The 21,635-nt window shown below is 65.9% G+C and carries 23 protein-coding genes and 1 pseudogene; 15 read left to right on the top strand and 9 right to left on the bottom strand.

Annotated elements, in window-relative coordinates:
• Positions 1–870, top strand: a complete 870-nt coding sequence (locus tag L2Y94_RS07720; protein WP_247374138.1) for an ImmA/IrrE family metallo-endopeptidase — start codon at positions 1–3, stop codon at positions 868–870.
• 31 nt (positions 871–901) lie between these two features.
• Here the strand turns inward: L2Y94_RS07720 and L2Y94_RS07715 are convergent, their stop codons facing one another.
• The 3 genes from L2Y94_RS07715 to L2Y94_RS07705 form a co-directional block, all read right to left on the bottom strand.
• Entirely contained in the window at positions 902–2,053 is a 1,152-nt protein-coding gene (locus tag L2Y94_RS07715; RefSeq protein ID WP_247374137.1) for a PDDEXK nuclease domain-containing protein, read from the bottom strand.
• A gap of 14 nt (positions 2,054–2,067) precedes the next feature.
• Positions 2,068–3,267 (bottom strand): tyrosine-type recombinase/integrase, encoded by a 1,200-nt coding sequence (locus L2Y94_RS07710; protein ID WP_247374136.1) that lies wholly within the window; start codon positions 3,265–3,267, stop codon positions 2,068–2,070.
• A 228-nt stretch (positions 3,268–3,495) separates the two neighbouring features.
• A complete protein-coding gene (locus tag L2Y94_RS07705; protein WP_425602441.1) occupies positions 3,496–4,314 on the bottom strand; it encodes a tRNA threonylcarbamoyladenosine dehydratase in 819 nt (272 codons plus the stop codon).
• Positions 4,315–4,378: 64 nt separating this feature from the next.
• Here L2Y94_RS07705 and L2Y94_RS07700 point away from each other — a divergent pair, with 64 nt between their 5' ends.
• From L2Y94_RS07700 to cqsA, 4 genes are all read left to right on the top strand, one after another.
• On the top strand, positions 4,379–4,771 hold the full coding sequence (locus L2Y94_RS07700) for a cytochrome c (RefSeq protein ID WP_247374134.1): 393 nt from the start codon (positions 4,379–4,381) through the stop codon (positions 4,769–4,771).
• Positions 4,772–4,808: 37 nt separating this feature from the next.
• A complete protein-coding gene (locus L2Y94_RS07695; RefSeq protein ID WP_247374133.1) occupies positions 4,809–6,188 on the top strand; it encodes a sensor histidine kinase in 1,380 nt (459 codons plus the stop codon).
• The gene (locus tag L2Y94_RS07690; RefSeq protein WP_247374132.1) at positions 6,188–7,225 is read left to right on the top strand and encodes a response regulator; all 1,038 of its coding nucleotides are present in this window, start codon (positions 6,188–6,190) and stop codon (positions 7,223–7,225) included. The genes L2Y94_RS07695 and L2Y94_RS07690 overlap by 1 nt, the downstream gene beginning before the upstream one ends.
• A gap of 142 nt (positions 7,226–7,367) precedes the next feature.
• Entirely contained in the window at positions 7,368–8,630 is a 1,263-nt protein-coding gene (gene cqsA, locus L2Y94_RS07685) for an alpha-hydroxyketone-type quorum-sensing autoinducer synthase (RefSeq protein ID WP_247374131.1), read from the top strand.
• Here cqsA and L2Y94_RS07680 read toward each other — a convergent pair.
• From L2Y94_RS07680 to L2Y94_RS07665, 4 genes are all read right to left on the bottom strand, one after another.
• Positions 8,617–8,922: an Mpo1-like protein gene (locus L2Y94_RS07680; protein WP_247374129.1), complete on the bottom strand. Its 306-nt coding sequence runs from the start codon at positions 8,920–8,922 to the stop codon at positions 8,617–8,619. The genes cqsA and L2Y94_RS07680 overlap by 14 nt on opposite strands.
• A 64-nt stretch (positions 8,923–8,986) precedes the next feature.
• On the bottom strand, positions 8,987–9,865 hold the full coding sequence (locus L2Y94_RS07675) for a pirin family protein (RefSeq protein ID WP_247374128.1): 879 nt from the start codon (positions 9,863–9,865) through the stop codon (positions 8,987–8,989).
• A 152-nt stretch (positions 9,866–10,017) separates the two neighbouring features.
• On the bottom strand, positions 10,018–10,221 hold the full coding sequence (cspE, locus tag L2Y94_RS07670; protein ID WP_089973954.1) for a transcription antiterminator/RNA stability regulator CspE: 204 nt from the start codon (positions 10,219–10,221) through the stop codon (positions 10,018–10,020).
• A gap of 323 nt (positions 10,222–10,544) precedes the next feature.
• Positions 10,545–10,754, bottom strand: a complete 210-nt coding sequence (locus tag L2Y94_RS07665; RefSeq protein ID WP_046967385.1) for a cold-shock protein — start codon at positions 10,752–10,754, stop codon at positions 10,545–10,547.
• Positions 10,755–11,069: 315 nt separating this feature from the next.
• On the opposite strand from L2Y94_RS07665, the gene L2Y94_RS07660 reads away from it, so the two are divergent.
• On the top strand, positions 11,070–11,552 hold the full coding sequence (locus L2Y94_RS07660; protein WP_247374126.1) for a hypothetical protein: 483 nt from the start codon (positions 11,070–11,072) through the stop codon (positions 11,550–11,552).
• Here L2Y94_RS07660 and L2Y94_RS07655 read toward each other — a convergent pair.
• Complete coding sequence (locus L2Y94_RS07655; protein ID WP_283248532.1) at positions 11,549–12,847, bottom strand: winged helix-turn-helix domain-containing protein; 1,299 nt, start codon at positions 12,845–12,847, stop codon at positions 11,549–11,551. The two genes, L2Y94_RS07660 and L2Y94_RS07655, sit on opposite strands and share 4 nt — an antisense overlap.
• Positions 12,848–12,930: 83 nt before the next feature.
• Between L2Y94_RS07655 and L2Y94_RS21255 the strand changes: the two genes are divergently transcribed.
• Positions 12,931–13,485, top strand: a complete 555-nt coding sequence (locus tag L2Y94_RS21255) for a hypothetical protein (RefSeq protein WP_256452167.1) — start codon at positions 12,931–12,933, stop codon at positions 13,483–13,485.
• Positions 13,486–13,618: 133 nt separating this feature from the next.
• Complete coding sequence (locus tag L2Y94_RS07645; RefSeq protein ID WP_247374125.1) at positions 13,619–14,683, top strand: phospholipase A; 1,065 nt, start codon at positions 13,619–13,621, stop codon at positions 14,681–14,683.
• Between the two features lie 103 nt (positions 14,684–14,786).
• Here L2Y94_RS07645 and L2Y94_RS07640 read toward each other — a convergent pair whose 3' ends face one another.
• The gene (locus L2Y94_RS07640) at positions 14,787–15,269 is read right to left on the bottom strand and encodes an FKBP-type peptidyl-prolyl cis-trans isomerase (RefSeq protein WP_247374123.1); all 483 of its coding nucleotides are present in this window, start codon (positions 15,267–15,269) and stop codon (positions 14,787–14,789) included.
• Between the two features lie 185 nt (positions 15,270–15,454).
• On the opposite strand from L2Y94_RS07640, the gene L2Y94_RS07635 reads away from it, so the two are divergent.
• From L2Y94_RS07635 to efpL, 7 genes and pseudogenes are all read left to right on the top strand, one after another.
• Complete coding sequence (locus L2Y94_RS07635) at positions 15,455–17,446, top strand: acetyl/propionyl/methylcrotonyl-CoA carboxylase subunit alpha (protein ID WP_247374121.1); 1,992 nt, start codon at positions 15,455–15,457, stop codon at positions 17,444–17,446.
• Positions 17,447–17,457: 11 nt separating this feature from the next.
• Positions 17,458–18,351: a hydroxymethylglutaryl-CoA lyase gene (locus tag L2Y94_RS07630; RefSeq protein WP_247374119.1), complete on the top strand. Its 894-nt coding sequence runs from the start codon at positions 17,458–17,460 to the stop codon at positions 18,349–18,351.
• 125 nt (positions 18,352–18,476) lie between these two features.
• Positions 18,477–18,962, top strand: a pseudogene (locus L2Y94_RS07625) (GNAT family N-acetyltransferase); the annotation flags it as partial.
• Positions 18,963–19,148: 186 nt separating this feature from the next.
• On the top strand, positions 19,149–19,451 hold the full coding sequence (locus L2Y94_RS21390; RefSeq protein WP_247375167.1) for a GNAT family N-acetyltransferase: 303 nt from the start codon (positions 19,149–19,151) through the stop codon (positions 19,449–19,451).
• On the top strand, positions 19,448–20,014 hold the full coding sequence (locus L2Y94_RS07615) for a GNAT family N-acetyltransferase (protein ID WP_247374117.1): 567 nt from the start codon (positions 19,448–19,450) through the stop codon (positions 20,012–20,014). The genes L2Y94_RS21390 and L2Y94_RS07615 overlap by 4 nt, the downstream gene beginning before the upstream one ends.
• A gap of 154 nt (positions 20,015–20,168) precedes the next feature.
• Positions 20,169–20,936 carry an SDR family oxidoreductase gene (locus L2Y94_RS07610; RefSeq protein ID WP_247374115.1) on the top strand — a complete coding sequence of 256 codons (768 nt, stop codon included), beginning with the start codon at positions 20,169–20,171 and terminating at the stop codon, positions 20,934–20,936.
• Between the two features lie 28 nt (positions 20,937–20,964).
• Positions 20,965–21,531 (top strand): elongation factor P-like protein EfpL, encoded by a 567-nt coding sequence (gene efpL, locus L2Y94_RS07605; RefSeq protein WP_144910855.1) that lies wholly within the window; start codon positions 20,965–20,967, stop codon positions 21,529–21,531.
• Positions 21,532–21,635: the final 104 nt, after the last annotated feature.

Raw genomic sequence — 21,635 nt, 5'->3', positions numbered from 1 at the left:
ATGGACGAATCGGATGTCAGACAGAAAGCACGCGCGTTCATTGCGAAAGTCGATGTTTCTAACATCCGAGAAGACCTGTCTCCCTATGTGACCGCTGCTAATGCCAAGGTCAAGAAAGATGAGCTTGGCGAAGGAGAGTCTGGCTATACCATTACCAAGCCGAATGGGAAGCACATAATCACTGTGAACTCCCTGGAGACTGAGGAACGCCAGCGTTTCACTATTTGCCACGAGATAGCGCATATCGTGCTCGACCTAGAATCGAGTCACGAGGAAGTCCCGTCCTGGTCTTATGCCAAACGGCATCCCAACGAGATCGCCTGCGACACATTTGCCGCTGAACTGCTGATGCCTTATCAGCGATGGCTTTCTGTCGTTCCCAAGGAAGAGCCTTCCTTGGACCTTATCCAGCGCATGGCCGATTTGTTTGGCACTTCATTTCCCGCGGCTGCGTCGAGATTCGCCAGTCTCAGCGATGTGCCGTGTGCCTTCGTCACCATGGAGCGTGGCGCAGTACGGTATGCGGCACGCTCCACGTCTTTGAGACAAGCTGGAGCCTGGATATCACCCAGGTCGGTGATCCCGGCTGGCTCAGTGGCTCATCGAGTCAGATCCTCTGGGAACAGTACAACTGATACGGGGGAAGTCTCCCAGGACGTATGGTTCGACAACTGGGAAAAGGGCCTGGATCTCTGGGAACTTTCAAGGCACTACGCACGCACTGACACCACTATTTCGTTGCTATGGTTTGACCGCGAAGACCTGCCGGAGATCGAAGTGAACCGCTTCGGCGTGCGAGTGGAAGACGATGGCGGCCTACCAGAATTAACTGGTGAGTTGCCGTGGCCAGGGCGCAGCAAGCGTCGCTAGCTAAGCCTGGCAGCATCACGCTGCAACTGCCCTAGTTTTTACTGGGCGTATTGTGGGATGCCGGTCTACGTGATTCGAGCAGACGCCGCGTGTTCTCCAGCTCCTTTTGTAGCAGCTCCGCATCCGGCAACACGGTGCGGTAGTTCGCCGCCATCACCTTGGTTGGCAAGCCATCCAGCGCATACCGCGCCAAAGCATGGCCCTTGTCGGCACACAGGATCAGGCCCACCGGCGGGTTCTCATCCGGGTAGGCCCAATGCTCCTTGGCATAGTTGCAGTACATATGCATCTGCCCCACATCGGCATGGGTCAGGCTGCCCAGCTTCAGGTCGATGATGACCAGGCAGCGCAGCTTGCGATGAAAGAACAGCAGATCCACCCGATACCAAGTCTGGTCGATGCGCAACCGACGTTGCCGCCCGACGAAGGTGAAGCCTTCGCCCAGCTCCAGCAGGAAGTCTTCCAGCCGCTGGATCAAGGCCGCTTCCAGATCGGACTCCGAATATTCGTCCTTGAGGTCAAGGAACTCCAGCACATACGGGTCTTTGATCGCGTCATTGGGCGTGACGGCATCCTCGGGCTTGGCCACCGAGCCCTTGACCAGCATCGCCACCTTGTCCTTGGACAAAGCCGTGCGCTCGTAGAACTGGCTTCCGATCTGCCGATCGAGCTGGCGCACGCTCCAACCACCGCGCAGCGCCTCGGCTTCGTAGAACTGGCGGGCATGGTCATCTTTGACCGACAGCAGGCGGACATAAGCCGACCACGGCAGAGTGAAGACCTGGGCCAGTTCCGAGAGGTCGAATTTCCGAGACACCGTCTCGGAATTCCCTGCGGGCAGTCCGTCTCCAAATTTCCGAGACAGTGTCTCGGAAATTGCCTCAAGGGGGTAAGCGACGAAGAAACGCCGCATGTTCTCCAGGTTGTCCGGGCTGAACCCGCGCCCGAACCGGGCCGTCAGGTCGGCGGACAACCGCGCCATCAACTGCTCGCCGTAACCGGCCCGCCGCCTCCCTTTCTGCTCGGCTTCGACGATCCGTCGGCCAATCTCCCAATAGCTGGCCGTCATCAGCGCGTTGACACTGCGCGCCGCCGCCTGGCGCGCCGCGTCCAGCAGTTCCACGATGCCGCCGTGGATGCCGGCATAGCCAGCCGGTAAGGCAGCGGGTTTCTGCGTTGCCACGGGCGTCTTCCTTGTCATGCTGTCACCTCCATGGAACGGGACGCCCCGGTAATCGCCAGCCGCCGATTGGCCACCAGTTCGGCCGCATCCCGCACCGGCTTGTCCTCGGTATGAACATAGTGCATAAACATCGCCACGGTCTTGTGGCCTGTGAGCTTCATGCCCACCTTGGTTGGCACGCCCGAGTTGGCAATGTCGGTCGTCGCCCGGTGGCGGATGCCGTGCGTGCCGACGTGCGGCACGCCAGCGGCCTTGAGCACGCGCGTCCAGCCGCCGTAGTGTTCGCCATGGGTCAGGTGCCTGGTCGGATCGTTGGGCGATGGAAGGACGTAGGGGCAGCCCTCCCGGCGCGGGGCGGTGGACAGCAGCCGATAGGCTTCCTCGCTCATGGGCTTGGAGATGCCACCCGTCTTGCTGTCGGGCCAGACCACACGGCGCTTTTCCAGATCAACCCACGCCCATTCGAGCGGGCAGATTTCGGAGCGGCGGGCGGCAAACTCGAATTGCAGACGGATCGCCAGCGGGATGACGTAGTTCTCCAGTCCTTCCGCCTCCAGGTGCTCCAACTGGCGGAAGATCCGCACTAGTTCTTCGTCCACGATGAGCCGGGTTTCCTTGCCGGGCGGATACATCGGGACGTGGCGGCACGGGTTCGTGCCGTCAGGGCGCAGTCCCCATACTTCGGCCAGGTTGAACATCTTGCGCAACACGCCGAAGGTGCGGTTCGCTTCGGCCTGCTTGTTGGCCAGCTTCTTCATCAGCGCGGCCACGTCCGGGCGCTTCACGTCATGAACCTTCATCCGGCCCATGATCGGAATGATGCACCGGTCTATGACGCCCTGATAGCCGCGCTGCGTGCTGGGCTTGTTACGCTGCTTGGAGTAGTCCTCCATGAAGGTATGGCAGAACTCCTTCATGGTCGGTGCCTTGCGGGCGGCGTTCTTGGCTGCGCTGGGGTCGCCGCCTTTGCGCACCTCGGCCAGCCACTCTTGCGCCATCGTGCGCGCCTGATCGACCGTCAGCTCCCCGTACTGGCCCAGGGCGGGCTTACGGCGTTCACCGGCGTTCGTGCGGTACTGGAGCATGAACACCTTGCGACCCGCCGGGGTGATCTTGCACAGGAAGCCGGGCACCACGGTATCCCGCAGTTCGACGGCCTTGTCTTGGGGTTGTGCCGCATCGACTGCGGACTTGGTGAGCTTGATCTTCGCCATGATGACTCCTCGGAAAGCCCGGTTTCCAAGAGCCGCATGGGAGCCACGCGAGGGGAAGCCGGGTCAAGTTTCGGAAAGCACCGGCATATGTTGAACTCGCCTAAGTGATTGATAAACCTGCTGTATCGAACCTTGGCGTAGTCCAGCGAATTGCGGTACTGGAGTCATCGTGAAACAAAAAAGACCTCACGTCGTTCCTGCGAAGGCAGGAACCCAGCGTCTTGCGCCTCACGCTTTCGCCGGCGCTGCCAGCTTCTCCAGCGCCTTCCCCACCGCCGCGAACGCGAACGCTCCCGTCACGTGCGTGGCCGCGCCCAGCCCCCCGCCACAATCCAGCTTCAACGCATCCGACCCCGGCGGTCGAACCCCGCACACGCTGCCGTCCGGCTGCGGGTACTGCACGTTCTGCATGGAATACACGGCCGACACGCCGAAGAACCGTTGCGGATTGCGCGGAAAGCCATGCTCCTGCCTGAGCTTCTTGCGGATCATGCTGAGCATGGCGTCGTGCTCGGTACGCGACAGGTCCCGCACGCGGATCAGCGTGGGGTCGGTGCGGCCGCCCGCCGCGCCGACGGTGACCAGCGGCAGCTTGCGCCGCCGGCACCATACGATGGTCTCGAGCTTGACCTTCAGGGCGTCGCAGGCATCGATCACCACGTCGTAGTGGCGATCGAGCAGATCGTCGAGATTGGAAGGGGTAAGGAAGCTCTCCACCGCTTCCAGGCGCATGAGCGGGTTGATCGCATGGGCCCGCTCCGCCAGCACGCCCACCTTCGGCTTGCCGTACTGCCCGTCGAGGGCATGCAGTTGGCGGTTGGTGTTGGACAGGCAGACGTCGTCGCCATCGATCAGGGTGAGCCGGCCGATGCCGCTGCGGGCCAGCGCCTCGGCCGCCCAGGAGCCGACGCCGCCCACGCCGATCACGCAAACGTGCGCGTCCGCCAGGCGCCCGAGGCTGCCGCGGCCGTAGAGCCGTTCGATGCCGGCGAAACGTTCGGCCTGGGCGGTGCTCACGGGTGTTCCGGTATCAGGTAATGCGTTCATTGTCTCATATTGAAAGAAGCGGACCGTCGGCTATGCTCACAATCTCACGATCCATGGAAATCCGATGCGCGCCTTGCTCCTCGTCATCCTCGGCCTTGCCATCGGGGCGGTGGGTGCCACGTCCGCCCTGTCGGCCCTGCGCCAGGGCACGCCGTTTCACAAGGGCGTCATGGCCGTGATGGACCACCATATCGACGCGCTGCGCGCCGACATGCGGGCGAACACCTGCGAAGCCAAGACCGTGGCCACGCACCTCGACCGCCTGCGGGAGACGGCCCGCGATGTCCGCCCGGCCTTCGGCACCGATATGGACGCGGGGTTCGGTCAGGCCGCCGACCGCCTATCGACCTCCCTCGACGAGGCGGTCGCCGCAGCCCCCGCCTCGTGCGCCGCCCTGTCGACCGCCCTGCGACCGGTAGGCGAGGCCTGCCAATCCTGCCATCGTCAATACCGGTGACCCGTATGCCCCTTCCGCCCGGCCGGTCCTGAAGACGATGTCGCCGCATCCCGAGGAAAAGCCCGTCGAGCGCAAGCCCTTCGTGAAGATGCAGCTATGGCTGCTCTTCCGCGCCATGGCCCGTTTCGAAACCACGATGTTCCTGCGCACCCGCTATTCGCAACCGAAGATGGTGGCGATCGGGGTGGTGGGCAGCTTCTGCCTCGCGGTGTATTACCCGGTCTGGGCGTACCTGTTTCCGCAGCCGTACGAAAACCTGCCGATGCGGCTCATCTGCAGCGCCACGTTCATTCCGCTGGCCCTACTGCCGTGGTGGCCGCGCCGGCTGCGCACCCACCTGCCGACGTACTGGTACTTCGCCATGACCGTGGCGATGCCCTTCTTCGTGGGCTACATGACCCTGCGCAACGCCACGCCCGCCTGGTTGATGACCCACATGGCGTGCGTGATGCTGCTGATGATGCTTTTCGACATCGCCAGCTTCCTGCTCGTGTTCACCCTGGGCAGCCTCATGGCGGCCCTCGTGTTCGCGCTCTCGCCCGAGGCGCACCTGCATACGCAGACGATGCTCGAATACATTCCGCTCCTGCTGTTCGCGATGGTCGGCGGCGCCACCTGCACCGTCTCGTCCAACGTCGCCGATCAGTCGCGCATCGACGCCCTGACCGCCGCCTCGAACAACATCGCCCACGAATTGCGCACGCCCCTGGGGTCGCTGCGCATCGCCGCGCGGGCGGTCGCCCGGTTCATGCCCGACCTGCTGCGCAGCCACCGGCTCGCCGAGAGCGAGGGCCTGCCGGTGCCGGAAATCCGCGAGCAGAACCTGCACGCGCTCGAGCGCAGCATCGGCGTGATGGAGCGCGAGGTCACCTATGCCAATACCATCATCGACATGCTGCTGCTCTCGGCGCGCCCCATCGGCGAGGTGCCGCTGGTACCCCTGACCGCCCGCGAATGCGTCGAACAGGCCCTCAGGCGCTTCCCCTACGGATCCCGGGCCGAGCGCGAGCGCATCACCCTGGCTCCGGGGGGCGATTTCGCCCTGGTGGGCGAGGAAACCCTGGTGGTGCACATCCTCTTCAACCTGCTCCGGAATGCGCTTTTTCATACGGATCGGGCGGGCAAGGGCGACATCCGGGTCTACATCGAGCCGGACGACGACGGCAATCGCATCCGTGTCCACGACACCGGTCCGGGCATCCCGCCGGACGTCTTGCCCCGTATTTTCAATCGCTTCTACTCGTACGCCAGCCATAGCGCCGGCACGGGCACGGTCACCGGCCTCGGCATAGGGCTCGCTTTTTGCCGCGCGGCGATGGAGCATATGGGCGGTAGCATCGTCTGCCGAACGAACCTGGGTGAATTCACGGAATTCACCCTGACTTTCCCGCATCCGCATTCCGGGGACCGGCAGTGATGACGTTGAACTCGCAGGGCGACATCCAGCCCTTCCACTTTCCCACCACCACGGTGCTGGTCGACGACCACGAGGAGTACCTCGACGTCGTGCCGCTCCTGCTCGACCCCATGGTACGCGTGCGCACCTTCAGCTCCCCGCGCAGCGCCCTGGCCACCCTGGGCAACAACGGCAGCCGCCCCGTCCCCGGCGGCGGCTGGCTGTATCGCTGGAAGGACCGGCCCTCCGAAACCCAGGAACTGGTCGCCCTGGACATCGACTCCATCCACCGGGTGGTCTACGACCCCGAGCGTTTCGCCGAGGTCTCGGTGGTGGTGGTCGACCAGGCGATGCCGGAGATGGACGGCATCACCTTCTGCAAGCGCCTGCCGAATCCGCACATAGGCAAGATTCTTCTCACCGGACGGGCGGACGACGCGACCGCGATCGACGCCTTCAATTCCGGCGTCATCGACCGTTTCATCCGGAAGAACGACCCCCTCGCCATCGAAAAGCTGCAGGCCGCCATCGTCGAACTGCAACGCCGCTATTTCGAGCGCGCCAGCGCCTTCGTGGCCGAAACCCTGGCCCTGGGCAACTTCCGGTTCCTGCGCGACCCCGCCTTTCGCGAGGTGCTGCAGAGCGTGACCGCCACCTTCCAGCCCGTGGAGTGCTACGTGCACTGCAACCCCACCGGCCTGCTGCTGGTGGACGCCTGGGGCATCGGCCGGTTCCTGCTCGTACAGACCGACGAAGACCTCCGCACGCATTATGAAATTGCGGCAGATCTGGGCGCGCCCGCGCCCATACTCGATGCGCTTCGCAGCGGCGAGGCCCTGCCGTGGTTCGCTTCCCGCGACGGCTTTTACCACAAGGGCGTGGAAAACCCCGAAGCGCACATGTATCCCGCGACGGCCGTGTCGGGTGAGCAGTGGTATTACTACGCCCTCATCGATGACGTGGAGCGCTTCCGCCTGCAACACGTGAAGTCCTACAGGAGCTGGTTGCGCGAGCAGGACCTGAGCCTCTCCGCCGACAGCCGCCCGCGGTTCATCTAGCTCGATCTCTCTCTGGCAATCACGAGGCGCACGTTCCGCCTCCCCCGTTGCTGCGCTGGCCTGGGCGAGGCCAGCGCGTGCGCGTCGCACGGCCGTGCGCCACGCACCGTGTCGCCCGCACCCTCACCAGAGAGAGAGACCCATGGAACAGATATCCGCCGTTCACCGCATCGCCAAGGCGCCAGCGCTCCCCGATTTCGTTCACCGCAGGGTGAAACGATTTCACGACGAACGCGTGGCCCTCGACTGGGGCGGCCGTCACATTTTGCGTGGAAGCCGCCCTCAGGCGGATGCGTTGATGCTCCAGAGCAACGACTACCTGGCCATCGCGGGCCATCCCGCGATCGTCGAGGCGCAACGCGAATCGCTCGGCCACGGCGGCCTGGGCATGATGATGTCGGCATTGTTCCAGCAGGACGCCGATGCCCCGCTGCGCCAGGCCGAACGCGAGCTGGCGCGAGCCGTCGGCAGCGAAGACGGCATCCTCGCCCAGTCCGGATTCGCGGCCAACGTGGGCCTGATCCAGTCCATCGCCGAAGAACGGGTACCCGTCTACGTCGACATGCTCGCGCACGCCTCGCTCTGGGAAGGCATCCGTAGCGCGGGCGCCACGGCCATCTCCGTGCTGCACAACGACCTCGCCCATCTCGAACGACAGATCCTGCGCAACGGCCCCGGCGTGATTGTGGTGGACTCGGTCTACAGCACCAACGGCAGCCTCGCACCGCTGGAGCGCATCGCCGACCTGTCCGAAGCCAACGGCTGCGTGTTCGTCGTCGACGAATCGCATTCGCTGGGCACCCACGGCGAACACGGGGAGGGCCTCGTGGCCAGTCTCGGCCTCAACGACCGCGTGCACTTCATCACCGCGAGCCTCGCCAAGGCCTACTGCACCCGCGCGGGATTCATCGCGTGCACCACGCGGTTCAAGGACTACTTCGGCTGCGAGGCCCTTCCCGCCATTTTCAGCTCGTCGTTGCTGCCGCACGACATGGCCGGCCTCATGGCCTCGCATCGCGTGATCCGCGCCGAAACCTGGCGCCGCGAGCGGCTGCGCGAGGTCACCCGCCACGTTCGCGGCGAACTGGCCGCCATGGACTATCCGATCGAAGACGGGACCGAGCAGATCGTGGCCTTCGAGGCGGGCGCCGAACTGCTGACCGCCCACGTGCGCGATGTCATGGAACGCCATGGCATCTTCGGCTCGGTATTCAGCGCGCCGGCCACGACCGTCAACCGATCGCTGTTGCGCCTCACGCTCAACGCGGGCATGAGCGACGAGGACGTGGAGCGCCTCGTCGATGCCTGCCGCCGGGCGCGCGACGAGATGAACCTGCCGGCATGGAGCGCCAGCCGTCGCGCCAAGCGTCATGTCGATCGTCAACCGGCGCTCAACGCAACGTGACGCGCCCTCGGAGGATGTCGAAAAACATCCGCCAGTCGCCCATCAGGCTGTACAGCGGGTGCCGGAACGTGGCGGGCCGGTTCTTCTCGTAGACGAAGTGGCCGACCCAGGCAAAACCATAGCCCGCCACGGGCGCGAACCACAGCCATGCGAGGCGGCCGGTAAACGCGGCCAGCGCAAGGACGAGCAGTACCACGCAACTGCCGGCGAAATGCAGTCGCCTGCAACGCACGTCGGCATGCTCGCCGAGGTAATACGGATAGAACTCGTCGAAATTCGCAAAACCGGCCATGGATGGCCCCTCCCTTCGATAGCCGACGGTGCCTCGTCGCCCGCGCTGGCGCCAGCGCGACCGATCAGTGTTCCGGCAGCGGGATCCGTTCGTTCTCGTCGCCCGGCACCTTCGGAAAACGCTCGTGGTTCGCGACCTTCCAGTCCGCCTTCGCGCGCTCGATCAGCTCGGGCGAGCTGGCGACGAAATTCCACCACATGTGGCGTTCGCCATCGAGCTTCTCGCCACCGAAGAGCATCACGAGCGCATCGTCGTCCACGCTCAACTCGGGCCGCTCGCCATCGAACGCCACCGCCATGTCCTTCGCACCCAGCGTGAGGCCGCCCAGGCTGACCTTGCCTTCGATCACGTAGACGCCGGACTCCGCGTGCTCCTCCGGCATCGGCAGGCGGGTGCCCCGGCGCAGCCGCGCCTGGACCAGGAACATCGGGGAGAACACCTTCACGGGAGACCGCTCGCCGTACGCGTCGCCCACGACGACGACGAGCGAGCCGCCGTCGATGTCCTTCGTCGGCAGGGACGCCTTGCCATGATGGTGGAACTCGGGCTCGACCTCCTCGTGCGCCTTCGGCAGGGCCACCCACACCTGGACGCCGTGGATGTCCTGGCCGTGGTGACGCTCGTCGGGAGGGGTGCGCTCGGAATGCACGATGCCGCGCCCGGCGGTCATCCAGTTCACGTCGCCGGGATGGATGTCCACCAGGCTGCCCAGGCTGTCGCGATGGCGCAAGGCCCCCTCGAACAGCCACGTGACCGTGGCCAGGCCGATGTGAGGATGGGGCCGGATGTCCAGGCCGGCGTCCTCGTGGAACGAGGCCGGCCCGAAATGATCGAAGAAGACGAATGGCCCCACATGCCGGGCCTTCAGGTTCGGCAACAGCCGTCGCACCACGAAACCGTCACCCAGGTCGCGTTGCTTGCCTTCGATGGAAATGGCGGTCACTGGCTTTCTCCGGGGAACATGTCCCCAGCGTAGCGCAGTTGCCACAGGATGCCTCTGGGCGGGCGCACAAACAAAAACTCCCCCGGAGTCAGGGTCCGGGGGAGCATGAAGTCGACAGGGCGTCTTCGGCGGGATGCCGGCCCGTCAAAACGTCACTTGGGAACGACGTTATCGGCCTGGGGGCCCTTCTGGCCCTGGGTCACCGTGTATTCGACCTTCTGGCCTTCCTGCAGGGACTTGAAGCCGTTGCCCTGGATGGAACGAAAATGCACGAACACGTCCGGGCCGCCTTCGTCCTGGGTAATGAATCCAAAACCCTTGGCGTCGTTGAACCACTTCACCGTACCAGTTGCCATTACACACACCCTCTATCGGAACACAAATACCGGCTGCGAGCCGGCGACGTTACTGGGCATGCATGGCATGGGTGATGCGATGGAGCGGGAACTGACTCGCCTACATCGGGTCACTCGCGTGACCGCGCAAACACAGTACGGCCGATCATAACCACATTTTCGACAACGTCTGTAGGAAAAATCCTACACAGGACGTTTTTTTGACGGAGATCACGCGCTCATTCGTGAAGAAAGGTACAAAATCGGCAAATTCGCCGAAGGGCGCCCATGAAAAAAGCCGGGCGTTTCCACCCGGCTTTCGCGAAGCGATTCGGTGAAAAGGCTTACGCCTTGTTCACTTCCTCAGCCTGCAGGCCCTTCTGGCCGTTCACGACCTTGAAGGAAACCTTTTCGCCCTCGGCCAGCGACTTGAAGCCGTTGCCCTGAATGGCGCGGAAATGCACGAACACGTCCGGGCCGTTCTCACGGGAAATGAAGCCGAAGCCCTTGGCATCGTTGAACCACTTGACGGTGCCGATCTCACGATCCGACATAGAAACACTCCAATAACTAAATAACGAATGAAACCAGCAACTTAAAGGAAGTTGCCGATTACTGGTGTGCAAGGAAACGCGAGGAGCGAAGCGATGTGGCGGATTCGTGATCAGCGGCATCGGGTCAACGTAACTCTATGACCCCGGCAAACACAGTGGCCGGATCATACCCGTCTCCGCCGCAAATAGCGATGGTGGCTTGTCCCGTGACCGGGATGACGTCGCGTTCACCCCCTCCGGGCCCATGCTCTGGCGGCGTCGCACCTTCACGTGCGACGCTCTTGCCCCGCAGATCCACACAAGGGAACGCCGCCCATGACCATCCGCCCCGTATCCCGCATCGTGCCCCTGGCCATCGGCCTGGCCGTGCTCGCCGCCTGTTCGGACCACAATACCCGTGGCACGACGACGTCCACCCGGACCGTCGGGAGCACGTCGACGCCAGCGGCATCCGGCCATGCCGAATCGACCCGGTCCTCGTCCACCGCCGTGACGAAGCCCTCCACGCGGACCACGAAGTCGAAGGACGCTCCGCTGCCCGACAGCACGGGCATCGCGGCCTGCGACGAGTACCTGGCCAGCTACAAGAGCTGTCACCTGGCCGCCGGCGTCTTCCCCCGCGACCAGATCGACAACCGCTACGACATGATGCGCACCAGCCTGCTCCGCCAGTCGCAAGACCCGGACATGCGCGACCAGCTCGGTGCCCGCTGCGCCTCGCTGGCCGGTCAGTTGAAAGACGTGCTCAAGGGCAAGTCCTGCGCCGACGTGCCGGCGCCGGCTTCCACCTCGCCCTAATCGCGCAAGGCGGCGGCGAGCAGCGCGGCGAGACCGCGCGGCTCGCCCCGCTCCACGATCACGCGCGGCGTGCCATGCCACGCCGCGCACTCGCGCAAGGCGCCCGCCACAGACGCGACGAGCACCGGCGAGGCGACCTGCCCCGCCTCCAGCCATATCCCGAGCACGCGGAACACGCCTTCCTGACGATGCGCCTTGGCGTCGAGCCGCCCCACCAGGCGACCGCGATGCAGGATCGGCAGCACGTAGTAGCCGTAGCGCCGTTTCGGTGCCGGCACGTAACACTCGATCGTGTAATCGAAACCGAAAAGGTCGCGCGCCCGTTCCCGGTCCCATACCACGGGATCGAACGGCGAAAGCAGCGTGGTGAGCGTGCCGCGCAGGGCATGTCGCGACGCCGCGTCGAGCGACGCCTCGTGATCCCGGTGCACGTAGGCCGGTTCGTCCCATCCGTCGACCGCCACCTCGATGAGCGCGCCTTCCTCGACGAGCGGTGACAGCTCCTCGAGCGTGACGCGTGGACGAAGCCGAAAGTAATCGGCGATCCACCGGGCCTTCGCCACGCCCAACGCGCGCACGCTGGCGAGAATGAAATGGCGTCGCACGAATGCTTCGTCCAGCGACGACGCCGGTGGCGGTTCGGGCCATCGCGCCGTGACGCGGGATGCCAGGTCGTAGACGCGCTGGAAGCGGTCCCGGCGCAGGACCATCAGTTCGCCCAACGCAAACCACGCCTCGAGCCAACGCTTCTCGGGTTTCCATCCCCACCAGCCTTTCGTGGCGGGGGTGTCACGTTCGAAATCGGATGCGCGAAGCGGCCCTTCGCGGCGCACGCGCTCGAGCAGCGCGTCCATGTCCGCGCGCGCTTCGGCATGCGCGCGCTGCGCATGCTTCAAGGCCCAATGGTTCACGCGGCTGAGCCGATAATCCCGGTGGTAACGGTATTCCGCCACGGGAACGAACGAAGCCTCGTGCGCCCAGCATTCGGCGATGCGGCCATCGGCGAGGGCATCGTCGAGCCATGCTTCGCGATAAGCCCCCAGGCGCGAGAACAGCACCATGTACGGGCTGCGCGCCACCACGTGGATCGTGTCGATCTGGAGCAGCGCCATGCGTGCGATCGTCGCGTCGATATCCGCCGCGCGCGCCTTTCGCGCGGGCCGTCGCAGCAACCCCTGCGCGCTCAGGTGCATGAGTTGCGCCGAACGCTGGGACAGGCGTATCACCGCGCGCGTGGAGGGACCGTCGGATACGCGTGACGCCACGGTGAGGCCTTTTTCCAGTTGGGCCACCATTAAATCGCTCCTTGCTAGCGTCGGCAACGTCGTCGCGAACGAAGGGTTCGCGATCCCCGTCACGACAACGAAGGAGGCTGTCCATGAAGAACCAAGTTCGCGCCGTAGCCTTCGGCGCTTCGCTGCTGCTGGCAGGTGCGGCATTCGCCCAGGTACCGCCGCCGGCACCGTCCCAGCAGGTCCCGCCTCCGCCGCCGGGTGAAGCCACGCCGCCGCCGCCGGGCGCCATGCCTCCGCCGGCGTCTCCGGCCGACATGCCCCCGCCGCCGCCGACCCACGGCGTGCCGCCGGCGACGACGCAGGCCCCCGATCCGAGCATGCCGCCCCCGGCGTCCAATGCGCCGCCCCCGCCGCCTCCGCCGCCCGGTGGCATGGAATCCGGCACGACATCCGGTGCGCCGATGAATACGCCGCAGGGCCAGGTGACCGTCAACAGCGGCCCCGCGCCGGCGAAACCGGCGGGTCCGGCGCCCGATTGGGCGACGCTGTCGGGGGGCAAGTCGTCCATTACGCCCGAGCAGGCGTCGCAGTATCCGCTGCTGGCGAACGACTTCCAGTACGCCGATTCCAACCGTGACGGCAAGATCAGCAAGGCCGAATACACCAAGTGGGTCGCGCATTCCGGCGCAGGCCACTAAAACGACGTGCCGTGCGGAGGGCAGCGATGCCCTCCGCACTTCGATAACGTCGCCACTGCACGTTTTTCACACATGGGCAGCGGATACACTTCCGCCCCTCTGGCCATAGAGGCCAGAACCAGGGAGTGACCGCATGAAACGTCTTACCGTGGCCGGCGCGCTGGGCGCCTGCGCACTGCACGCGAGCGCCGCCTTCGCTCAGAATCCAAGCCCCATGGATATCCGTGCGTGCTCGGCCATCGAAACCGATTCGCAGCGCCTGCTGTGTTACGACAAGGCCGTGGGCCGCACGCAGATGTCGCAGGCGGCCAAGAGAACCGACGACAAGGCGAACTCGGTGAGCGTCGACCTGGCCACGCGCGATTCGAAGGACGTCGCCCGTCCGCTTTCCCTGCTCGACAGCCGGTGGGAGCTTTCGCCCGAATCCAAGCTGGGCACGTTCAACCTGCGCGGTTACCGGCCCACCTACGTGCTGCCCTTCTTCGCGGCATCGAAACAGAACACCACGCCACACAGCCCGGCACCGGGCCACGCGGTGACCACGCCGCAGGATCTCGATCGCGTGGAGGCGAAATTCCAGATTTCGCTGAAGACGAAGATCGGCGAGAACCTGTTCGGCGACAACGGCGACCTGTGGGTGGGCTACACCCAGTCGTCCCGCTGGCAGGTCTACAACAAGGACAACTCGCGTCCGTTCCGCGAAACCAACTACGAACCCGAGGCGCTGCTGGTCTTCGCCACGAACTACGAGATCCTCGGATGGACGGGCCGGTTGGCGAGCATCGGCGTCAACCACCAGTCGAACGGCCGCGCCGACCCGCTATCGCGCAGCTGGAACCGCGTGGTGGCCGACATCGGTCTCGAACGCGAGGGATGGACGATCATGCTCCGCCCGTGGTGGCGCATTCCCGAAGAACGCAAGAACGACGACAACCCCGACATCCAGGATTACATGGGGCGTGGCGAGATCCAGGTGGTGCACGAGCTGGGACGCAATGAATTCGCCCTCGCCGCCCGGCATTCCTTCCGCACGGGCGATCGCTCGCACGGCTCGCTGCGTTTCACCTGGAGCTTCCCGCTGGTGGGCAACCTGCGCGGTTACCTCGAGGCTTTCAACGGGTACGGCGAAAGCCTGATCGACTACAACCACCGGGCCTCGTATCTGGGCGTGGGCGTGTCGTTGCTCGACTGGTACTGAGGGAGCCTCGATAGCGGACAGGGTCCGCTCCCACCCCCGGTAGCGGGAAACCCTACCGGAGGACGGGAGCGGACCCTGTCCGCGATTCCGCGAAGCGCAACCCTCAGTGGTGGTGGCCACCCTCACCGTGCACGTGGCCGTGCGACAGCTCGTCGTCGGTCGCTTCGCGCACGTTGGTGATCTCGACGTCGAAATGCAGCGTCTGGCCCGCCAGCGGGTGGTTGCCGTCGACGGTGACGTTGTCGCCTTCGATCTTGCTCACCGTGACGTTGATGCTGCCCTGGTCGTTGCGGCCCTGGAACTGCATGCCGGGCTGGAGGTCTTCCACGCCCTGGAAGGCGGCACGCGGCACGACCTGCACCAGTTCGTCGTGGCGCACGCCGTAGCCCTCTTCGGGGGCCACGTCGACCTTGAGCTTGTCGCCGGCCTGCTTGCCGGTGAGTTCCTTCTCCAGGCCCGGCACGATGTGGCCTTCGCCATGGATGTAGGCCAGCGGCTCACGACCTTCCGAACTGTCGATGACAGTGCCCTGGTCGTCGGTCAGCGTGTAATGGAAGGAAACGACGTGGCGGTCGGCGATCTGCATGAAATTCTCGCTTTGCTTGGGGAAAGACCAGGCAAGGGAAGCCCGGCGGACCTCCAAGGCTAGGGGACACGTCCCCTCACTGCAAATCCGGGCCTCCGCGATGCTGCGCCGCAACCCGCCAGGGCGGCGGATTCTGTTAATTTTCACGGTTCCCCACCGCCCTACTTCGCACCGCCGGGAGCCGCATGTTCGACTGCATTCTCATCGCCAACCGCGGCGAGATCGCCTGCCGCGTGATCCGGACCTGCCGCCGCCTCGGCATCCGCACCGTGGCCGTGTATTCCAGTGCCGACGCCGACGCGCAGCACGTGCGTCTCGCCGACGAGGCCTGGCCCATCGGCGGCCCGCGTCCGGCCGAGTCCTACCTGCGCGGCGACGCGATCATCGAGGTAGCGCGCAGGACGGGGGCTCAAGCCATCCACCCGGGTTACGGCTTCCTCTCGGAGAACACCGATTTCGCCCGTGCCTGCGCGGCTGCCGGCATCGCCTTCATCGGCCCGCGCCCGGAAAGCATCGACGCCATGGGCTCCAAGGCCGCGGCCAAGGCGTTGATGGAACGGCACGCCGTGCCTCTCGTACCGGGCTATCACGGCGACGACCAGGATCCCGCGCGCCTCGCCACCGAGGCGGAGCGCACCGGCTTTCCTCTGATGATCAAGGCGGCCGCCGGCGGCGGCGGCAAGGGCATGCGCATCGTGCGCGATGCCGCGTCCTTCGCCGAGGCGCTGGCTTCCGCGCAACGCGAGGCGGCGAACGCCTTCGGCGACACCCGGGTGATCCTCGAACGCTACGTGGATCATCCGCGCCACATCGAGTTCCAGGTGTTCGGCGATACGCAGGGCAACATCATCCATCTCAACGAGCGCGAATGTTCCGCGCAACGGCGCTACCAGAAGGTGCTGGAAGAAACGCCCTCGCCGTTCCTCGACGCGGCACGGCGCAAACGCATGGGCGAAGCCGCCGTCGCCGCCGCCCGCGCGGTGGATTACGTGGGCGCGGGCACCGTGGAGTTCATCGTCGGCCAGGACGGGGAATTCTTCTTCATGGAAATGAACACCCGCCTCCAGGTGGAGCATCCGGTCACCGAGGAGACCCTCGGGCTCGACCTCGTGGAATGGCAATTGCGCGTCGCCTCGGGCGAACCCCTGCCCCTGTCGCAGGACGACATCCGCGCGAGCGGGCACGCCATCGAAGTGCGCCTCTACGCCGAAGACCCGGAGGCCAACTTCCTTCCCGGATCGGGCAAGCTGCTGGCGCTCGACCTGCCTGCACCGTCGCGCCACGTGCGTCTCGACGGCGGCGTGGTGGCCGGCGATACGGTCACGATCTTCTACGATCCGATGATCGCCAAGCTCATCGTTCACGACACCGACCGCGACTCGGCCCTGCAACGCCTGCGCGACGCGCTGGCGTGCACCGACATCGTCGGACCGAAGTCCAACGTGGCCTTCCTCGAACGCCTGGCCCGCCATCCGGTCGTGGTGGAAGGCCGCATCGACACGGGATACCTCGACCGTCATCTCGACGAATTCCTCGCCGGCGACGCGCGCGCGGACGATACCGAGCGCTTCGCCGCCGTGGCGTTGCTCCTGGCCGACGAGGCCACGCACGACGCTCCCGCCGGCGACCCGCACTCGCCCTGGGCCGCGGCCGACGCATGGCGCATCGGCCATCCGGGCAAGCGGGTGATGGCACTGATGGAAGGCGACGTACGCCACGAGATCGAAGCGCATGGCCACGACGGCCACTACGTGCTGCGCCACGGCGAAGCCACGTGCACCGTGTCGGGTGCCCGGATCGTCGACGGCACCCTTTCGGCGCGCTTCGACGATCGTGCCCGCCGCCTGCCGATGGCGATGCGCGCCTCGCGCGTGCGCCTGCACGACGAACGGGGACACCGCTGGACCTTCGAACGCGCCCCGGCCTATGCCTGGGCGGGCGCGGAAGGCGCTGGCGCCCACCACGTCGTGGCACCGATGCCGGGACGCATCGTGCTGGTGCGCGCCGCGCCGGGCGATACGGTGGAAGAAGGCCAGGAACTGCTGGTGATGGAAGCCATGAAGATGGAACTCGCCTTGAAGGCGCCACGCGCCGGCACCATCGAGTCGATATCCGCCGCGCAGGGCGATTTCGTGGACGCCGACAGCGTGCTCGTCCGCTTCGCCGAACCGGCATGAACGGAGCCGCCATGTCCCACCACGTACGCATCGTCGAAGTCGGCCCGCGCGACGGCCTGCAGAACGAAAAGGCCATGCTGCCGACGGCGGTGAAGATCGAGCTGATCGACCGCCTCTCGGCTACCGGCCTGGCCACCATCGAGGCCACCAGCTTCGTCAGCCCGAAGTGGGTACCGCAGCTGGCCGACGCGGCCGAGGTGTTCGCGGGCATCCGCAAGGCACCGGGCGTGGTCTATCCCGTGCTCGTGCCCAACCTCCAGGGTTACGAGCGGGCACGCGAGGTCGGCGCCACCGAGGTCGCCGTATTCACGGCCGCGTCGGAAGCCTTCAACCGCAAGAACGTCAACGCTTCGATCGACGAATCGATCGATCGTTTCGTTCCCGTGCTCGAACGCGCCCGCGTCGACGGCGTGGCCGTGCGCGGTTACGTCTCGACGGTGCTGGGCTGCCCCTACCAGGGCGAGGTGCCGGTCGGTGACGTGGTCCGCGTCGCCAGGCGCCTGCACGAACTCGGCTGCCACGAGATCTCGCTGGGCGACACCATCGGCGTCGGCACGCCGGCGAAAGCGCGCGCGATGCTTCGCGCCGTCGCCGCGGAGGTGCCCATGGCCGATCTCGCCGTGCATTTCCACGACACCTACGGGCAGGCCCTCGCGAACATCCTCGCCTGCCTGGAAGAAGGCGTACGCGTGGTCGACAGCGCCGTGTCCGGCACGGGCGGCTGCCCTTACGCCAAGGGCGCCACGGGCAACGTGGCCAGCGAAGACGTGGTCTACATGCTGCATGGCATGGGCATGACCACCGGCGTCGATCTCGACCGGCTCGTCGAGACCGGGGCATGGCTGGCGGCGCGGCTGATGAAGGAAACGGCGAGCCGGGTGACGCGGGCGCGCACGGCGGCCTGAGGCATTCGCCGATACGATCGGCTCCCACCCCTTCGGTAGCGAACTTTCTACCGAAGGGGTGGGAGCCGATCGCATCGGCGAAACAAGGTCGCGATATACCCACCTTCCATGGCAGCATCGTCGCCATGCCCGCCGAACTCACCCTCCGCCCCATCGAACCCCGCGACGACGCCCAGGTCGCCGCCGTCATCCGCACCGTCATGCCCGAATTCGGCGCCGATGGTCCCGGCTTCGCCCTCCACGATCCCGAAGTGGACACGATGTCCGCCGCCTACGCCGTGGCGCGTCGCGCCTACTTCGTCGTCGAAAAGGACGGCCGCGTGGTCGGCGGTGCCGGCATCGCGCCGCTGGAAGGCGGCGACGACGAAACCTGCGAGCTGCGCAAGATGTATTTCCTGCCCGAGGCGCGCGGCACGGGGGCGGCGTCGAAGCTCATGCGCCTGTGCCTCGATGCCGCACGGCGTGCCGGCTTCTCGCGCTGCTACCTCGAGACCCTCACCGGCATGGACGCGGCGCAGGCGCTCTACCAGCGCCACGGCTTCACCCGCATCGACGCCCCGATGGGCGGCACCGGCCATTTCAGCTGCGATCGTTTCTACCTTCGCGGCCTCAACGACGGCGATCTCGTCGTGGCACCCTCGCCTCCCTCGCTGACCTTCGCCATCGACGACCCGGGCAAGCCCGACGTGCTGCCGCTCATCGAACAACTGCACGGCTATCTGTCGGACCTCGACCGCCATCCTCCCGTGCCGCCGTCGGTCACCGTCGACAGCCTGCAACGTCCGCACGTCACCTTCATGACCGCGCGCGTGGACGGCACGCCGCTGGCCTGCGGCGCGAGCATCGACCGCGGCGATTACGTGGAGCTCAACTACATGTACGTGCTGCCCGCCTGCCGCGGCATGGGCCTGGGCAAGCAGATGCTCGAAGCCCTCGAGCAGCAGGTGCGCCGCACCGGCGCGCGGACGGTGAAACTCGAAACCGGTACCGCGCAGACCGAATCGATCGAGCTCTACGAACGCGCGGGCTATCGCCGCTGCCCGCCCTTCGGCGACCATCGCGCCAACGCCAACAGCATCTTCATGGAAAAGACCCTGTGATCCGCATCGCCACCGAGGCCGACGCCGCCGCCTGCCATGCCATCTACGCCCCGGTCGTCGAAACCAGCGCGATCACGTTCGAAACCGAATTGCCCGGTGAAGACGCCATGCGCGGACGCATCCGCGCGCGCCTGGCCAACCACCCATGGTTGGTGTGGGAAGAATACGGCGAGGTGCTGGCCTATGCCTACGCGGGCCGTTTCCGTGAGCGGGCGGCCTACGACTGGATCGCGGAAACCTCGATCTACGTGCACGAGAAGGCCCGTCGCCGCGGCATCGCCAAGCGCCTCTACGGCACGCTGCTCGAGGTCATGGCGCGACAAGGCATCAACCAGGCCGTGGGCGTCATCACGCTTCCCGGCGAGACCAGCGTCGCCATGCACGAAGCCATGGGCTTCACCCCCGCCGGCGTCTGGCCTAAGGCCGGCTACAAGCTCGGCCGATGGTGGGACGTGGGCGTGTGGAGCAAGTTCATGAGCGAGCCCGCCGTGCCGCCGACACCGGTGGTGCCGTTCGCCGAGCTCGCCGCCGCGGGCGGCCTGGACGATCTGCTGCGGCCTTGATTCGCCGATACGATCGGCTCCCACCCCTTCGGTAGCGACCTTTCTACCGAAGGGGTGGGAGCCGATCGTATCGGCGAAATGCCGCGCCGCCACATCGAGCCACGGCCGCGTCGGCTAAACTGGGCCTCTTTGCCCAAGCATCAGCGGAGTCTCCATGCAGCTCGAACAGGTCAAGGCCGTCATCACCGGCGGCGCCTCCGGTCTCGGCCACGCAGTCGCCCAGCGTCTCGTCGCCGCCGGCGCCCATGTGGCGCTCTTCGACGTCAACGAGGAGAAGGGCCACGCCGCCGCGACCGCGCTCGGCGCACGCGCCAGCTTCCAGCGCACCGACGTCACCTCCGAAGAAGGCGTGGCCGCCAACGTGGCCGCCGCCAGCGAAGCGATGGGTGGCCTCAACGTCGTAGTGAACTGCGCGGGCATCCTCGGCGCGGGCCGCGTGCTCGGCAAGGAAGGCCCGATGCCGCTGTCGACCTTCGCCACCACCGTGATGGTCAACCTCGTGGGCAGCTTCAACGTCGCCAAGGCGGCCGCCCAGGTCATGCAGGGCAACGCGGCGGGCGACGACGGCGAGCGCGGCGTCATCGTCAACACCGCCTCCGTGGCCGCGTACGAAGGCCAGATCGGCCAGGCCGCCTACTCCGCATCCAAGGGCGGCGTGGTCGGCATGACCCTGCCCATGGCGCGCGAGCTGTCGCGTTTCGGCATCCGCGTGAACACCATCGCGCCGGGCATCTTCTGGACGCCGATGGTCGACGGCATGCCGCCGCAGGTGCAGGAGTCGCTGTCGGCCTCGATCCCCTTCCCGTCTCGCCTGGGCAAACCCGAGGAGTTCGCCGAACTGGTGGCATTCATCCTCGCCAACCGCTACATCAACGGCGAGACGATCCGCCTCGACGGCGCCGTGCGCCTCGCCCCGAAGTGATTCCCACCACCCTTACGGCATCGACGCCATGAAAGCATCCGAAGTGAAAAAGGGTAACGTCGTCGAGAACGACGGTACCGTCTACCAGGTCCGCGACATCGAACGCAGCGCGCCCACCGCACGCGGCGGCAACGTGACCTTCCGGTTCACGCTGTACTCGATCCCGGGCAACCGCAAGTTCGACCTCAGCCTGCGCGCCGACGACGACCTCAAGGAAGTCGAGCTCGCCCGCCGCCAGGCCAAGTTCTCGTACATGGACGGCGACGCGTTCGTCTTCATGGACGACGAGGACTACACCCAGTACATCCTCGATGCGGCCGTGGTCGGCGACAACGCCGGCTACATCGTGGAAGACGCCGAGGGCTACTACGTGCAGGTGATCGACGATGCGCCGGTCGGGCTGCAGGTGCCCACCAGCGTCGTGCTCACCGTGGTCGACACCGCCCCCGAACTCAAGGGCGCCAGCGCCACCAAGCGCACCAAGCCGGCCAAGCTCAACACCGGCATCGAGATCCAGGTGCCGGAATACATCACCAACGACGAAAAGGTCTGGGTGAACACCGTCACCGGCGAATTCGCCGGCCGGGCCTCGTAAGCCGTGCGGGACGGAAAACCACCGGGTTTTCCGTCCCGCGCTTCCGCTCGCCGTCCAGTCAGCAAGCGTCGGGCACAATCGTCCGCTCAACGGATGAACCCTTC

This window comes from Luteibacter aegosomatis (assembly GCF_023078455.1).
GTDB classification, from domain to species: Bacteria; Pseudomonadota; Gammaproteobacteria; order Xanthomonadales; family Rhodanobacteraceae; genus Luteibacter; species Luteibacter aegosomatis.
This window is presented reverse-complemented; position numbering and strand designations above follow the sequence as displayed.